Raw genomic sequence first — 14,179 nt, 5'->3', positions numbered from 1 at the left:
CAAGACAGAGTTGACGGGCCGTTAAACCTTTTTCGCCAAACAGATCGGGCTATGACTCGTATTCTCCATGTCCTGGACCACAGTCTGCCGCTGCACAGCGGCTATACCTTTCGCACCCGTGCGATCCTGCGGGCGCAGATGGCGCGTGGGTGGGAAGTGCGCGGCATTACCGGGCATCGCCATGTCGCGGACGGTCCTTCGGAAGAGATGGTGGACGGGCTGACCTTCCACCGTACCCCCGGCGCGGCGGCCAGCGGCAATCCGCTGATTCGCGAATGGCGCGATATCGCCGCCCATGCCGATGCGATCGACGCGCTGGTGCGCCAGTGGCGGCCGGACGTCATTCATGCCCATTCGCCGGTGCTGAACGCGATCGCGGCGCAGCGCGTGGCCAAGCGCCATGGCCTGCCGATGATCTACGAAATCCGCGCTTTCTGGGAAGATGCGGCGGTCGGCAACGGCACCGGGGTCGAGGGCAGCCCGCGTTATTGGCTGACCCGCCAGCTGGAAAGCCGGGCGGTGCGCGCGGCTGACGCGGTTGCGGTGATCTGCGAAGGACTGCGCGGCGACCTGATCGCGCGCGGCGTGGATGCGGGCAAGATCGTCGTGTCTCCCAATGGCGTGGACATGGACCAGTTCGGTGCGCCGGTCGATCGCGATCCTGTACTGACCGCGAAGCTGGGCCTTGAAGGCGCCGACGTCGTCGGCTTCATCGGCAGCTTCTACGATTATGAAGGGCTGGACGACCTGATCGCCGCGATGCCGCGACTCGTGCGCGCCCGGCCCAAGGCGAAGCTGCTGCTGGTCGGTGGCGGCCCGATGGAACAGGCGTTGCGCGACCAGGCGATGGCGTCGCCCTTTGCCGATCATATCGTCTTCGTCGGCCGTGTGCCGCACGATCAGGTCGAACATTATTATGCGCAGGTCGATGTGCTGGCCTATCCGCGCAAGGCGATGCGGCTGACCGATCTGGTCACGCCCTTAAAGCCGCTGGAAGCGATGGCGCAGGGCCGGCTGGTCGCGGCGTCGAGCGTGGGCGGGCATCGCGAACTGATCGAAGATGGCGTGACCGGCACCTTGTTCGCGCCGGACGATCCGGCCGCGATCGCCACGGCATTGGCGGATTTGTTCGCCGACCGGGCGATCTGGGACGAGCGCCGCGCCGTCGCCCGCGCCTTTGTGGAGGCAGAACGTAACTGGTCGTCAAACATTTTGCGTTATGAACCCGTTTACCAGCGGTTGCTGACGCGCCCGACGGGCACGCGCGCAGCGGCATGAGTCGGGCCTGATGAGGGGTTGAACAAAAAAGTGTCGACAGGCGTAGACAGGAGGCGGGGGATGGCGCTGGCGGCTTTTGCCGGTCTGGCAGTCGCCCTGCTGTTCCTGTGGATGCCGGTCGGACTGGTCGAGATGCTGGTGGCGTCGAGTGGCCTGAGCGAAGCAGTGCCTGCTGCGGCGCCGCCGCTGGGTTTGAAGGCGCGACTGTTGATGGCGGGTTTTGCCGGATTGATGGCGGTGGGCGTAGTTGGCCTGACGCGCCGGGATTCGGGGATACCGGCCCTTGAAGATGAAACAGGACGTGCCAAACGCGTCCAGGGAGCAAGAAAAATGGGTTTCGCATTCTCCAAGCTGACCGCACTGGCCCGGGGCCGCGCCGCGTCCGAACCGGATATTCCGGTCCTGCGCCGCGCCGATGCTCATCCCGATGCGCCGTCGCGCCCGCCCATTTTCGCCAGCCGCGATTTCGACGGGCTGGATATCTTTCCCAAGACCGAATCGGGCCGCCGGTCGCTGGTGGCCAATCGGGAGCCGGAACGCGATACGGTGGTGCCGCTCGGCAATCTGGCCATGCCCAGCGCGCCGACGCCGATCGCCGAACAGGATCTGCCCCAGCCCGCCTTCCTGCGCCCCGCCGGCCCGTTCGCCGCGCCCACATTGGTGCAGGAGGATGCGGTGGACGCGCATGAGGAGGACATGCATGTCGAGGATATGGTCACCGAAGCCCCCGAAGCGCTCTGGATGCCGCAGGACATGGTCGCACCGGTGATGTCTCCCGCGCCCGCGCCTCTCTTTGCGCCCGAACCGGCCGTTGAACCGATTCGCCCGGCGCCGCTGCCGACCCATGGCCTGTCGATCAGCGAACTGACCGACAGGTTGGAACGGGGCCTGGCCCAACGGTCGCGCAAGATGAGTGCCCCCGCCGGCACGATCGCCGACATGCCGGTCGCCCCGGCCGTTCCGGTGCGCGCCAGCGTGGAGCAGGATCAGGATGAAGCGCTGCGCGCCGCATTGGGTGCGCTGCGCTCCATGACCGGCAGGCGCTAACGCCTATCGATCCTCTATGGTAAGGGCGGACAGGTCCAGCCAGACGCCCTTATTATCCACATCGCCGTTATCCACGGTGATGTCGGCGACGAAATGCCCGGATATCTGCCATTCGGCATCGGTCAGAACGGCCATGAGCATCAAGCTGCGCATCCGGTAATCCTCACCGTGCACATGCAGGCGGATGAGGTGACGGCGCCCTTCGAACAAGGCGCTGGCCCAGGGACGGCTCACGGCCCGTTCGACCGTCGTGGGTTCGCCGGCCAGAGCGAGCAATTGCGCCAGCAATGACGGCAACGGGTCGTCTCGCTTTTTTCCTATCGCTTGATTTTGGATGAGTCTCGCACCGGCGAAACGACGATCCATGCTTGTCATCGGCTGATGCTCCTGCGATATGTGTTCATGAAATGTTCTACACGTCTCCGCACCCGATCGCCGGGTTCCCGGCCCAGGCGCAGGTCGAAGACCAGGCGCGGATCGCGCGCGCAATCGCGCCCGAACCGGGTCGGCGTCATGTCTTCGTCGCGCAGGAAACGCTCGATCATTTGCAGCAACATGGGCTTTCTTCTCCCCCGTCAGTGCGACTCGCCCGCTGCGAGTCGATAGGCGTATTCCTATCTCAATTGCATTTTCCTACTTGTCTAGGAAAATTCCTATCATTATGGACCGGATATGGATGAATCTCAGCACGCCCGGATCGCGCTGGAACGGCTGATCGCCGACCGGGGCGAAAATTATGCCGATCTGTCGCGGCTGATCGGGCGCAACCCCGCTTATATTCAGCAGTTCATCAAGCGCGGTACGCCCCGCAAGCTGGACGAAGCGGACCGGCGCGTGCTGGCGCGCTATTTCGGCGTGCCCGAAGCGATGCTGGGCGGGGTCGAAGCGCCGACGCCCGTTATCGGCGCCGCGCCGGTTCGGATGCGGGGCATGCCGGCCGTCGTGGCGGTGCCGCGCCTGGCATTGGGCGCGTCGGCCGGGCCGGGATCATTGGACGAGGATGAGCAGGCGGCCGGCGTGATGGCGTTCGACGCCCGCTGGCTACGCCATCTGGGCGTGCGGCCGCAGCGCGTGTCGATCATCCGGGTCGATGGCGAATCGATGGCGCCGACATTGAATGATGGTGACGACATCATGGTCGATCATGACGATGATGCTGGCCGCCTGCGTGACGGGGTCTATGTGTTGCGGCTGGATGGGGTGCTGATGGTCAAGCGCATCGCCATGGGGCCGCGCCGCGGCTGGTTCAGCGTGGTCAGCGACAATCCCCATTATCCTGACTGGGCGGACATCGACCCGGCGCTGGTGGATATTGTCGGACGGGTCGTATGGAGTGGCAGGCGCCTGCACTAAGCGTGGCAGCAGGCGTGGCTCTATCCACGTCCCATCTGGGAAACGGATGGGCGGTGCGGCGTTGATGTGCAGGCCAGTCACGGGGAATTTCAGTTGAACGATAATAGTGCGGTGATCCGCAAGGCGATCGAATGGCGCGATGCGCCGATGGCGCTGGCGACGGTGGTATCGACATGGGGATCGGCACCGCGTCCGCGCGGCAGCCATATGATCGTCCATGCCGATGGCCGGTTCGAAGGCAGTATTTCGGGCGGCTGCGTGGAAAGCGCCGTCCTGCAACGCGCGGCCGAGGTGATCGACGGACGGGCGGCGCATGTGGAACGCTATGGCGTGGCCGATGGCGATGCGTGGGAGGTCGGCCTGCCCTGCGGCGGGGAGATTGCGGTATTGGTCCAGCCGGTGGGCGAAGGCGGTTTTACGCCCGATCTGTTCGGGCAGATCGCCACCGCGAGCGAGGCCGGGCGCGCGCTGACGCTGGCGACCGATCTGGCCAGTGGCGTGACCGGCATAGAGGTGAAAGAAGGCGATTTCCTCAATCGCTACGATCCGCCGCGTCGGCTGCTGATCGTGGGGGCGGTGCAGATTGCGCAAAGCCTGGTGCCATTGGCGCAGGCGATCGGGGTGACGCCGGTGGTGATCGACCCGCGCGGGCGCTTCCTGACGCCCGAGCGCTTTCCCAGCGTCGAACTGGACGATCGCTGGCCCGATGAGGCGGTGGCGGCGCGCAGGCCCGGCGAATCGACGGCGGTGGTGGTGTTGAGCCATGACATCAAGATCGACGATCCGGCGCTGGTCGCGGCGCTGCGCGCGCCGACCGGCTATATCGCCGCGCTGGGATCGCGCCGCAGCCACGCGGCGCGGCTGGAGCGCTTGGCGGAAATGGGCTTTGCCGCTGAGGATCTCGCCCGGATCGACGGTCCGGCGGGAATCGATATCGGCGCCATCGGCCCGGCGGAAATCGCGCTGTCGATCAGCGCCGGCATGGTCGCGGGCTTCAACGCGCGCGGATGACCGCATGCATATGTTCTAAGTGTGCCCCCCGCCGCAAGGGATGGGCAGGGGGCACATCCTCTACGCTGTCGGGCACAAAGGATGGCGCGCCCTAGCAAAGCGACGGAAGCGATCAATACCCCATCGGGTGTATTTTTGAAATTTCTTGTCGCCTATTTGGATTTTACAGTCGTAATATTACGAAGATTGCAAATCATGTCGTGAAGTCGCCGCGCTAAATAGCTGTTTTCTGGCAATGTTTCAGCAACATCGCCCGCCATTCTTGCCGCCATAGCGAGCTTCCTGCCGGTCCCGAAAAAATTGCGTGCGGTTCATTGCCGGACGGTCGGGATGGTGCGCAGCCATGTGGCGCAGATAGGCATCATAGTCCGGCAGGCCGACCATGAGTCGCGCCGTGCGACGCGCGATATCGAGCCAGCCGATCATTCCGCCGGCACCAGTTGCGAAGGGATTTCGCGCGCGGTGGGCGCGGCGATCCGCCGGGCGGCGAGGCAGGTCTTCACGGTGAAGAAGAGCAGCGCCAGCACCACGGCCAGGAACAGCGCGACCAAAGCCGCATCGATCCGGTCGTTGAAGATGATGCGCTGCATCTCCGCCATCGACTTGGCCGGGCTGAGTATCTCGCCCGCGTCCGCCGCTGCGCTGAACTTGGCCGCATGGGCCAGGAACCCGACCTTGGCATCGGCCGAGAAGAGCTTCAGCCAGCCCGCCGACAGGGTGCAGATCAGCAGCCAGGCGGTGGGGACTAGCGTGACCCAGGCGAAGCGGTCGCGCTTCATGCGGAAGAGGACGGTGGTTCCCAGCATCAGGGCGATCGCGGCGAGCATCTGGTTGGAAATGCCGAATACCGGCCAGAGCGTGTTCACCCCGCCCAGCGGATCGGTGACGCCCTGATAGAGGAAGAAGCCCCAGGCCGCGACGGTCAGGCCGGTGGCGACGATGCCGGGAACATGGCTCTTGCTTTCCTTGAAGCTGGGCACGGCCAGGGCGATCAGATCCTGCAACATGAAGCGGCCGGCGCGGGTGCCGGCATCCACGGCGGTCAGGATGAAGAGCGCCTCGAACAGGATGGCGAAATGATACCAGAAGGCCTTCATGCCCACGCCGCCGACCACATGGCTGAAGATTTCCGCCATCGCCACGGCCAGCGTCGGGGCGCCGCCTGCGCGGCTGATGATGCTATGTTCGCCGACATCCTTGGCCGTCTGGGCGATCAGGTCGGGCGAGATGGGGAAGCCCATGGCGGTGACGGCGGCCGATGCGCTGGCCGCGTCGGTGCCGATCAGCGCGGCGGGGCTGTTCATCGTGAAATAGATGCCGGGGTCCAGGATCGACGCGCCGACCAGCGCCATGATCGCCACGAACGCTTCCATCAGCATCGCGCCATAGCCGATCATCGGCGCATGGGCTTCGCTGGCGATCAGCTTGGGCGTGGTGCCGCTGGCGATGAGGGCGTGGAAGCCGGATACCGCGCCGCAGGCGATGGTGATGAACAGGAAGGGGAAGAGGCCGCCCGACCAGACCGGACCATTGCCGCCGACAAATTGCGTGACGGCGTGCATCTTGAGCGGCGGGGCCATGATGACGATGCCGATGGCGAGCGCAGCGATCGCCCCGATCTTGAGGAAGGTCGACAGATAATCGCGCGGCGCCAGCAGCAGCCAGACCGGCAGGACGGAGGCGACCGCGCCATAGCCGATCAATATCCAGCACAGTTGCACCGGGGTGAAGGTGAAGGCCGGTCCCCAAACGGGCGAGAGCGATACCGCCTGCCCATAGACGATCGCGGCGAGCAGGCCGATCAGGCCCAGGATCGACACTTCGCCGATGCGGCCGGGCCGGATCCAGCGAGTATAGGCGCCCATCGCCATCGCTAGCGGCACGGTGGCCGCGACGGTGAACATGCCCCACGGGCTTTCGGCGAGCGCCTTGACCACGATCAGCGCCAGCACCGCCAGGATGATGACCATGATCATGAAGGCGCCGAACAAAGCGATGGTGCCGGCGACCTGCCCCATTTCCATGCGGATGAGTTCGCCCAGCGACTTGCCGTCGCGGCGCATGGAGATGAACAGGACCATGAAATCCTGCACCGCGCCCGCCAGCACCACGCCGAATATGATCCAGAGCGTGCCGGGGAGGTAGCCCATCTGCGCGGCCAGAACAGGTCCCACCAGCGGCCCGGCGCCCGCGATCGCCGCGAAATGATGGCCGAACAGGACCGTCTTGTCGGTCGCGACATAATCGAGGCCGTCGGCGCGGCGGATCGCCGGGGTCGGGCGGGCGGGATCGAGCCGCATCACATGGCGGGCGATGTAGAGCGCATAATAGCGATAGGCGACCAGGAAGCAGCTGACCGCCGCGACCACGATCCACAGCGCATTGACATTCTCGCCGCGCGATACCGCCACGACGGTCAGCGCGACCGCGCCGATAATCGCGGTCAAAATCCAGGGAATGTGCCGGGTCATGCCGCCTCGCCGATGATAGATTGTTTGTTACGGGATGGACGCGCACCCTAAGCCGCTGGCCCCGAAAGACAACCGCCTACCTTTGGGGGAGGGCCGCAGGTGGAACGGAAGCGCGTCGCCGCCCGTTCCCCTTGCTCCCATGGAGAGAAGGTTGCCCCGATGACGATTGATCCCGCCACCTTCGATCCGCCGCCCGAAGCGAAGCAATTCTACGCCGACAGTCTGGCCGAACTGGTCGCGTCGGAGATCCCCTTCATGCTGTCGGGCACTTATGCGCTGGGTTGCCTGACCGGCATCGTGCGGCCGACCAAGGATCTGGACGTATTCTGCAAGGCCGGCGACGCGCCTCGTATCCTCGCCCATTTCAAGCAGTTGGGCCATGAAGTGGAGTTCGAGGACGAACGCTGGATCGGCAAGGTGTGGAAAGACGGCCATTTTTTCGACGTCATCTACAATATCTCGTCTGCCAGTCTGCCGGTGACGGAGGAATGGTTTCGCGATAGCGCCCATGCCGACGTCTATGGCACCCGCGTCCGCATCACCCCGCCGACCGAATTCATCCTGTCGAAGCTCTTCATCCAGGATCGTTATCGCTATGACGGCGCGGACGTCGCGCACATGATCCTGAAACAATATGAGGCGATCGACTGGCAGCGGCTGCTGGATGCCATGGAATTGCATTGGGAATTGCTGCTGATCGCGCTGCTCAATTTCCGCTTCATCTATCCGACCGAACGCCATTGCATTCCGCTCTGGCTGTTCGAGGAATTATTGGGCCGGCTGCAAACCCGCGCAGAACTGCCCGTGCCCAAGATTCGCGTCTGCCGGGGACGGCTGCTGTCGCCCCGCGACTATCTGGTCGACATCACCGAATGGGGTTTTGCCGATGTCGTGGGCAAGGGACTGGAGGAAAGTCATGACCGCAACAAATGAAGGCAGCCTGACGATCGCCGCGATCGGCGACCTGCATGTGACCGATCAGTCGGAGCATAAATATCGCGATATGTTCGCGGAGATTTCGCAGAAGGCCGATGTGCTGGCGCTATGCGGCGACCTCACCAATTTCGGCAAGACGCGCGAGGCCGAGATATTGGCCGAGGATCTGCACGCCTGCACCATTCCGATCGTCGCAGTGCTGGGCAATCATGATCATGAATGCGGCCAGCCCGAAGAGGTTGCCCGCATCCTGCACGGCGCGGGCGTCACCGTGCTGGACGAACAGGCGGTGGAGATAAAGGGCGTCGGCTTTGCGGGCGTGAAGGGCTTTGTCGGCGGGTTCGGCCGGGGTGAGCTGGGCGCGTTCGGCGAAAGCGCGATCAAGGGCTTCGTCGAGGAATCGATCAATGAGGCGCGCAAGCTGGAAAACGCCCTGCGATCGCTGCGCACCGATCGGGTCGTCGCCGTGCTGCATTATGCGCCGATTCAGGAGACGGTGGTGGGCGAGCCGCCGGAGATTTTCCCGTTCCTCGGCTCGTCCCGGCTGGCCGACGCGATCGACCGGTTCGACAATGTGCGCTTTGCCGTCCATGGCCATGCCCATCGCGGCGCGTTCGAGGGCAAGACGCCGCGCGGCGTCCCCGTCTATAATTGCGCGCAGTTCGTGGTGTCGCAGAAGTTCGACCGTCCTTATGCCCTGATTCAGGTCTAACGCCGACGCCGGAACGGCCAGTCGGTGACGCCGCTGGCCCACAGCGCCCACCAGATGATGACCGGCTGCAACGCGAGCCGCGGACCATGATACCACCAGCTCAGATGCGTACCGCCTAGCGGGATATCGTTCAGGGCGTGGTTGATGTTCGCCGGCCACACGCACAGCGCATAGAGCGCCAGCCCGATGCCGGCCGCCCCCCGCAGGCGCGGGATCATCAGCCCGATCGCGCCGGCCAGTTCCGCAACACCCGTCAGCGCCACGACCAATTCGGGCGCCGGCACCCAGTGCGGCGTGATCGCCAGGAAGCCGGCCGGCCGCGTCAGATGCGCGATGCCCGCCACCAGATAGGCGGCGGCCAGTACCAGGCGAGCGATGGTCCGGCCGCGCGTCGGCATCAATGCATCACGTCGATTTCCAGTTCGCCTTCATCCTGCCCATCCCAATAATGGGCGCGCTCGGCATGCACATGGATCATCACCAGGCCGGGCGTATCGACGCCATCAGCGAACCACAGTTCCAGATCGGGGTTCCAATGGTCGGCAAATTGATTGCGATCACGAACCAGATCCGCGCGCCCCTCCAGCGCGATGAATAGCGGGCGCTGACCGAACAGGCCGCTCTTGCCGTGGAAGGACAGGCTGACGCGGGGGTCGCGCTCGATATCCCGCACCATCAGCGTATCTTCGGTGGTGAAGTAGAAACTGTCGCCGCCATGGGCGACATCCTGATTGTTGCTCATCGGTCGGGCGCCGATATGGCCGTCCTCCGTATGGGTCGACAGCATCGCGAAATCGATATGCTGCATTTTCTCGGCCAGACTGGCGATGGTGTGCTGCATGGGCCTCACTCCTTTCCTCGATGGAGTCCCAACGCAGGATGAGGCGATTCGGGTTCCTGAACGGATCGACACGGGCGAGGTAAGAACATATAAAGAACAAAATTGCCTTGATTCGGGAAGCATCATCATGGGACGCCGGGCCGCACCCGCCTATCGCCTGTTCTTCGCGGTAAAGCCGCCGCCGGTGGTCGCGCGTCAGATCGACCATTATGCGGAGATATTGGCAGGCGGGCAGGCGCGCATATTGCCCGCGCATCAGCATGTGACGTTGGGCATATCCGCTGACGTCGCGACTTATCCACAGGGATTGATCGACACGCTGGGCAGCGTGGCGACCCGGATCATGGCCGATCCGTTCGATCTGCTGCTCGACCGGCTGAGCTATGGCGGACGATCGGCGGCGCTGCGACCATCACGCAGCAATGCGGCGCTGGCGCGGTTACAGCGGCAGGTGGCCGATGCGCTGAAACGGTCGGCGGCGCCCGCGCGCGAAGACTGGACATTCAGCCCGCACCAGACGCTTTTTTATCGCGACGGACCGCCGGCGCAACGGCGCATCGACGGTTTCGGCTGGCGGGTAGAGGAGCTGGTGCTGGTGTGCAGCCATGTCGGCCGTACCCGGCACGAGACGGTCGGCACATGGAAGCTGCAAGGCGACGCGCAATATAGGTTGTTTTGAGGGGCTGGGATTGGGAGCGGGCGGTTCGATTGGTCGTCACCCCGGGCTTGACCCGGGGCCCCGCTGCCTTCTTCAAGCCTGACTTGGGAGAAAAGCGGGATCCCGGGTCAAGCCCGGGATGACGATATCATGATGTCCGCTTTTGTCCGACCCCGATCCCCACTCACCGCTTGCGCACGAACTCTGCGCGCAGGACGAGGCCCTTGATCCCGTCATACCGGCAGTCGATCTCTTGCGCGTCGCCGGTCAGGCGGATCGATTTGATGAGCGTCCCGCGCTTCAATGTCTGGCCAGCCCCCTTGACGGTCAGATCCTTGATCAACGTCACCTGATCGCCGTCGGCCAGCAAGTTGCCGACCGAATCGCGCACCTCCACGGCCGCTGATGCATCCGGCTGCGCAGCGGCATCAGCGGCGCTGATCCATTCGCCGCTGGCTTCGTCATAGACATAATCGTCGTCGGCCATGGCGATTTATCCCTGACTGACGGCTTCCAGAACCGCGGCGCGCAGTTCGGGAATACCCATGCCCTTTTCGCTCGATGTGGCGATGATGTCGGGATGGGCGGCGGGGCGCTTGCGGATCGCGTCGGCCGTCTGCTGCATCACGGCGGCCAGTTCGCTGGCCTTGATCTTGTCGCTCTTGGTCAGGATGATGCGATAGCTGACCGCTGCGCCGTCCAGCATGTCCAGCATGTCGGTATCGACATCCTTGATGCCGTGGCGGCTGTCGATCAGCACCAGTGCGCGCTTCAATGCCGCACGTCCGCGCAGATAGTCGTTCACCAGGAACTTCCATTTGCGCACGATATCCTTGGGCGCCTTGGCATAGCCATAGCCCGGCATGTCGACCAGGCGGAAGCGCAGCGGCTCGCCAACGTCGAAGAAGTTCAATTCCTGCGTGCGGCCCGGCGTGTTGGACGTGCGGGCCAGACCATTGCGGTTGGTCAGCGCGTTCAGCAGCGATGATTTGCCCACATTGGACCGGCCGGCAAAGGCGACTTCATTCACCGCCATGTCCGGCAGGAAATCCAGCGTCGGCGCGGATTTGAGGAAGGCGATGGGGCCGGAAAAGACCTTGCGGGCTTCCTCGATCAGGGCGGTGTTGTCTTCTTCTGTCATTCCACACTCCGTTCGGTTCGAGCTTGTCGAGAACCGTTGGCACCCGTTTCTCGACAAGCTCGAAACGAACGGGCGTGGTGCCGCGATTTACTTCGCCGTCGCGGGAGCAGGGACTGGGTGCTTGCGATAAAGCCACCATTGCTGCGCCATCGACAGGCAGTTGTTGGTAATCCAGTAGACCAGCAGGCCGGCCGCGAACGGCGCCATGATGAACATCATCATCCACGGCATGATCGAGAAGATCTGCTGCTGCATCGGGTCCATCTGGGCCGGGTTCAACTTGAACTGGAAGTACATGCTGATCCCCAGCAGCAGCGCCAGCACACCGATCGCCAGGAAGGAGGGCGGGGTGAAGGGCAGCAGGCCGAAGAGGTTGAGGATATGCAGCGGATCGGGCGCGGACAGATCCTTGATCCACAGCACGAAGGGCTGGTGACGCATTTCGATCGTCAGCTGCAACACCTTGTAAAGCGCGAAGAAGATCGGGATCTGGATGAAGATGGGCAGGCAGCCGGCAAGCGGGTTCACCTTTTCCTGCTTGTACAGCTCCATCATCTTGACCTGAAGCTGCTGCTTGTCGTCCTTATATTTCTCCTGCAGCAGCTTCATCTTGGGCTGCACCGCGCGCATCGCTGCCATGCTGGCGAACTGGCGCTGGGCGACCGGGAACATGAGAGCGCGGACGCAGAAGGTCAGGCAGATGATCGCCACGCCGAAATTGCCCAGCGTTTCGAACAGCCAGTGCAGCAGCGCGAAGATCGGCTGCTCGAACCAGTAGAACCAGCCCCAGTCGATCGCGCGGTCGAACAAAGGCACGCCGGCACGCTCATAGGCTTGCAGCGTCTTCACTTCCTTGGCGCCTACGAACAGGCGGATGGACTGGGTCGCGGCCTTGCCCGGCGCGAGCATCGTCGAGCCAAGCGCGGCGTCGGCCTGATATTGGGTGCCGGCGCCCTTGCGGAACTGACCGGCGAAATCGGCATCGGTGGCCGGGACCAGCGCGGACAGCCAATATTTGTCGGTGAAGCCGATCCAGCCACCCTTGGACTGGAAGCTCTGGGTCGACGGGCCCTTGTCCAGATCCTTGTAATTCACGTCATAATTGGCGGCGCCGTTGAACACGCCCATCGGGCCGACATGGATGGTCCAGGTGTCGGGATCCTTGGGAATGCCGGTGCGGCTGATATAGCTGTAAGGCTTCACGCCCACCGCGCCGGCGCCCGTGTTCGACACCTTCTGCGCGGCCGAGATCATGTAATTTTCATCGACCGACAGGCGGATTTCGAAAGTCTGGCCAGCGCCATTGTTCCAAGTCAGGGTGACGGGGCTGGTCGGCGTCAGTGCGCTGCCCTGCGCGGTCCAGACCGTGTCCTTGTTCGGCGTCTTGAGGCCTTCGCCCTGCCAGCCGAAGCCGGCGAAATAGGCATCTGCCGTGCCCGACGGGCTGTAGAGGCGGACGGCGGGCGAATCCTTGGCGATCGTCTCGCTGTAGGTCGGCAGCACGATATCGTCGATGCGCGCGCCCTTCAGGTTGATGGAGCCGGTCAGCTTGGGCGTGCGGATCGGCACGCGGGGGCTTTCCTTCAGCACGATCGCGCGATCGCGAATCACGGCAGAGCCGTCGGCCGTGTCGGTGCCGGGGGCGGCGACCGGGGTGGTCTTGCCGCCTTCGATCTTCGTGACGGGCGGATTGGCCGCCGGGAAGACATAATGCGAGACATAGGGCCAGCCGAACAGGATCGCTGCGGTCAGCAGCACCGCCAGAATGATATTCTTCTTATCGTCCACTTGTTCGGCTCCGCCGTCTTATGTCTATATCGTCAGGGAACGGGATCGTAGCCCGAGCCGCCCCATGGGTGGCATCGCATTAGCCGCTTGAACCCCAGCCAGCTACCCTTGATCGCGCCATATTTGCGGATCGCCTGAATAGTATATTCCGAACAGGATGGGGCGTAGCGGCAGGTGGGGGGCAGGATGCGGGAAGGGCCGACCTGCCAGAAGCGCGCGATCAGGATCAGCAGGCGGGCGATCACGCCCCATTTTCCTGCCTGGCGGTCTGCTTCTGCTGGTCGCGGGAGGGGCGGCCACGGCCCCTTGTCTTGCCGCCGGTGCGCGAAGGATCGCGCGGCGGGTCGATCGGGCGCGCCATGATCTTGCCCAGCGCCTTGCCCAATTCGGCATGCAGCAGGCTGAAATCGCGCTCGATACCGCCATCCCGGCCGATCAGCACATGATCCGCCCCGGCGATGCCGTGCAGCGGCAGCAGCTCACGCGCCAGGACACGAAAACGGCGCTTCATCCGATTGCGGATGACAGCGCCGCCTACTTTCTTGGTGACCGTGATGCCATAACGCATCGCCGGATCGCCGTCGCCACGCTCACGCACCAGCAGGACAAAGCCCGGCATCGGCGCGCGGCGTCCGCGATTCGCCGCCAGAAAATCCGCGCGCCGGACCATCATGGCCGGCGCAGCAGCATTTTCGGGCGTTGAAATCAGGCGCTCAGGCTCTTGCGGCCGCGCGAACGGCGCGCGCGAATCACATTGCGGCCACCGGGGGTCGCCATGCGGGCGCGAAAACCGTGACGGCGCTTCCGAACCAGATTGCTCGGCTGAAAAGTGCGCTTCATCGTTCATTCCTCAAAAACAAATAGAGAATCAGGCGTGACAAAAAAGGGCCGCCAAATCAGCGGCCGCCAGTCAGGGGGCGTCCGATAGGCAAAAGGGGGGGGT

19 protein-coding genes are annotated in these 14,179 nt (G+C 64.0%); 7 read left to right on the top strand and 12 right to left on the bottom strand.

Translation table 11 applies throughout. The features are described from left to right. Positions 1-51 precede the first annotated feature (51 nt). Both F4U94_RS11525 and F4U94_RS11520 read left to right on the top strand, forming a co-directional pair. Positions 52-1,278: a TIGR04063 family PEP-CTERM/XrtA system glycosyltransferase gene (locus tag F4U94_RS11525; RefSeq protein ID WP_120251626.1), complete on the top strand. Its 1,227-nt coding sequence runs from the start codon at positions 52-54 to the stop codon at positions 1,276-1,278. A gap of 60 nt (positions 1,279-1,338) precedes the next feature. Continuing rightward, positions 1,339-2,325 (top strand): hypothetical protein, encoded by a 987-nt coding sequence (locus tag F4U94_RS11520; protein ID WP_120251627.1) that lies wholly within the window; start codon positions 1,339-1,341, stop codon positions 2,323-2,325. A 3-nt stretch (positions 2,326-2,328) separates the two neighbouring features. Here F4U94_RS11520 and F4U94_RS11515 read toward each other — a convergent pair whose 3' ends face one another. Together F4U94_RS11515 and F4U94_RS11510 are read right to left on the bottom strand one after the other, a co-directional pair. After that, positions 2,329-2,622, bottom strand: a complete 294-nt coding sequence (locus tag F4U94_RS11515; RefSeq protein ID WP_331852612.1) for a hypothetical protein — start codon at positions 2,620-2,622, stop codon at positions 2,329-2,331. A 74-nt stretch (positions 2,623-2,696) separates the two neighbouring features. Beyond that, entirely contained in the window at positions 2,697-2,882 is a 186-nt protein-coding gene (locus F4U94_RS11510) for a hypothetical protein (RefSeq protein WP_120251629.1), read from the bottom strand. A 115-nt stretch (positions 2,883-2,997) separates the two neighbouring features. Here F4U94_RS11510 and F4U94_RS11505 point away from each other — a divergent pair, with 115 nt between their 5' ends. Both F4U94_RS11505 and F4U94_RS11500 read left to right on the top strand, forming a co-directional pair. Continuing rightward, positions 2,998-3,678 carry a S24 family peptidase gene (locus tag F4U94_RS11505; protein WP_120251630.1) on the top strand — a complete coding sequence of 227 codons (681 nt, stop codon included), beginning with the start codon at positions 2,998-3,000 and terminating at the stop codon, positions 3,676-3,678. A 93-nt stretch (positions 3,679-3,771) separates the two neighbouring features. Then, complete coding sequence (locus tag F4U94_RS11500) at positions 3,772-4,689, top strand: XdhC family protein (protein ID WP_120251631.1); 918 nt, start codon at positions 3,772-3,774, stop codon at positions 4,687-4,689. Positions 4,690-4,929: 240 nt separating this feature from the next. On the opposite strand, the gene F4U94_RS11495 is transcribed toward F4U94_RS11500, so the two are convergent. Both F4U94_RS11495 and F4U94_RS11490 read right to left on the bottom strand, forming a co-directional pair. Further along, on the bottom strand, positions 4,930-5,115 hold the full coding sequence (locus F4U94_RS11495) for a YbdD/YjiX family protein (RefSeq protein ID WP_120251632.1): 186 nt from the start codon (positions 5,113-5,115) through the stop codon (positions 4,930-4,932). After that, entirely contained in the window at positions 5,112-7,160 is a 2,049-nt protein-coding gene (locus tag F4U94_RS11490) for a carbon starvation CstA family protein (RefSeq protein ID WP_120251633.1), read from the bottom strand. The genes F4U94_RS11495 and F4U94_RS11490 overlap by 4 nt, the downstream gene beginning before the upstream one ends. Before the next feature lie 159 nt (positions 7,161-7,319). On the opposite strand from F4U94_RS11490, the gene F4U94_RS11485 reads away from it, so the two are divergent. Next, the gene (locus F4U94_RS11485) at positions 7,320-8,093 is read left to right on the top strand and encodes a nucleotidyltransferase family protein (RefSeq protein WP_120251634.1); all 774 of its coding nucleotides are present in this window, start codon (positions 7,320-7,322) and stop codon (positions 8,091-8,093) included. Next, the gene (locus F4U94_RS11480) at positions 8,077-8,808 is read left to right on the top strand and encodes a metallophosphoesterase family protein (protein ID WP_120251635.1); all 732 of its coding nucleotides are present in this window, start codon (positions 8,077-8,079) and stop codon (positions 8,806-8,808) included. Before F4U94_RS11485 ends, F4U94_RS11480 begins: the two co-directional genes overlap by 17 nt. Here F4U94_RS11480 and F4U94_RS11475 read toward each other — a convergent pair. Together F4U94_RS11475 and F4U94_RS11470 are read right to left on the bottom strand one after the other, a co-directional pair. Beyond that, complete coding sequence (locus F4U94_RS11475) at positions 8,805-9,206, bottom strand: DoxX family protein (protein ID WP_120251636.1); 402 nt, start codon at positions 9,204-9,206, stop codon at positions 8,805-8,807. The genes F4U94_RS11480 and F4U94_RS11475 overlap by 4 nt on opposite strands. Continuing rightward, entirely contained in the window at positions 9,206-9,649 is a 444-nt protein-coding gene (locus F4U94_RS11470; protein WP_120251637.1) for a pyridoxamine 5'-phosphate oxidase family protein, read from the bottom strand. The genes F4U94_RS11475 and F4U94_RS11470 overlap by 1 nt, the downstream gene beginning before the upstream one ends. Positions 9,650-9,776: 127 nt before the next feature. Between F4U94_RS11470 and F4U94_RS11465 the strand changes: the two genes are divergently transcribed. Further along, a complete protein-coding gene (locus F4U94_RS11465) occupies positions 9,777-10,328 on the top strand; it encodes a 2'-5' RNA ligase family protein (RefSeq protein WP_120251638.1) in 552 nt (183 codons plus the stop codon). A gap of 163 nt (positions 10,329-10,491) precedes the next feature. Here F4U94_RS11465 and F4U94_RS11460 read toward each other — a convergent pair whose 3' ends face one another. The 6 genes from F4U94_RS11460 to rpmH all read right to left on the bottom strand — a co-directional run bounded on the left by F4U94_RS11460 (position 10,492) and on the right by rpmH (position 14,076). Next, positions 10,492-10,794, bottom strand: coding sequence for an alkylphosphonate utilization protein (locus tag F4U94_RS11460; protein WP_120251639.1), 303 nt, complete (start codon positions 10,792-10,794; stop codon positions 10,492-10,494). Between the two features lie 6 nt (positions 10,795-10,800). Beyond that, positions 10,801-11,448, bottom strand: coding sequence for a ribosome biogenesis GTP-binding protein YihA/YsxC (yihA, locus tag F4U94_RS11455; protein WP_120251640.1), 648 nt, complete (start codon positions 11,446-11,448; stop codon positions 10,801-10,803). An 87-nt stretch (positions 11,449-11,535) separates the two neighbouring features. Continuing rightward, complete coding sequence (yidC, locus tag F4U94_RS11450; protein ID WP_120251641.1) at positions 11,536-13,236, bottom strand: membrane protein insertase YidC; 1,701 nt, start codon at positions 13,234-13,236, stop codon at positions 11,536-11,538. 32 nt (positions 13,237-13,268) lie between these two features. Continuing rightward, the gene (gene yidD, locus F4U94_RS11445) at positions 13,269-13,481 is read right to left on the bottom strand and encodes a membrane protein insertion efficiency factor YidD (RefSeq protein WP_120251642.1); all 213 of its coding nucleotides are present in this window, start codon (positions 13,479-13,481) and stop codon (positions 13,269-13,271) included. Then, complete coding sequence (rnpA, locus tag F4U94_RS11440; RefSeq protein WP_120252286.1) at positions 13,478-13,906, bottom strand: ribonuclease P protein component; 429 nt, start codon at positions 13,904-13,906, stop codon at positions 13,478-13,480. The genes yidD and rnpA overlap by 4 nt, the downstream gene beginning before the upstream one ends. 35 nt (positions 13,907-13,941) lie before the next feature. After that, positions 13,942-14,076: a 50S ribosomal protein L34 gene (gene rpmH, locus F4U94_RS11435; RefSeq protein ID WP_021317369.1), complete on the bottom strand. Its 135-nt coding sequence runs from the start codon at positions 14,074-14,076 to the stop codon at positions 13,942-13,944. Between the last annotated feature and the right edge of the window lie 103 nt (positions 14,077-14,179).

It is taken from the genome of Sphingobium limneticum (assembly GCF_008710155.1).
GTDB classification, from domain to species: domain Bacteria; phylum Pseudomonadota; class Alphaproteobacteria; order Sphingomonadales; family Sphingomonadaceae; genus Sphingobium; species Sphingobium limneticum.
Note: the sequence above shows the minus strand (reverse complement) of the source record. Positions and strands in the feature narration are given on the sequence as shown.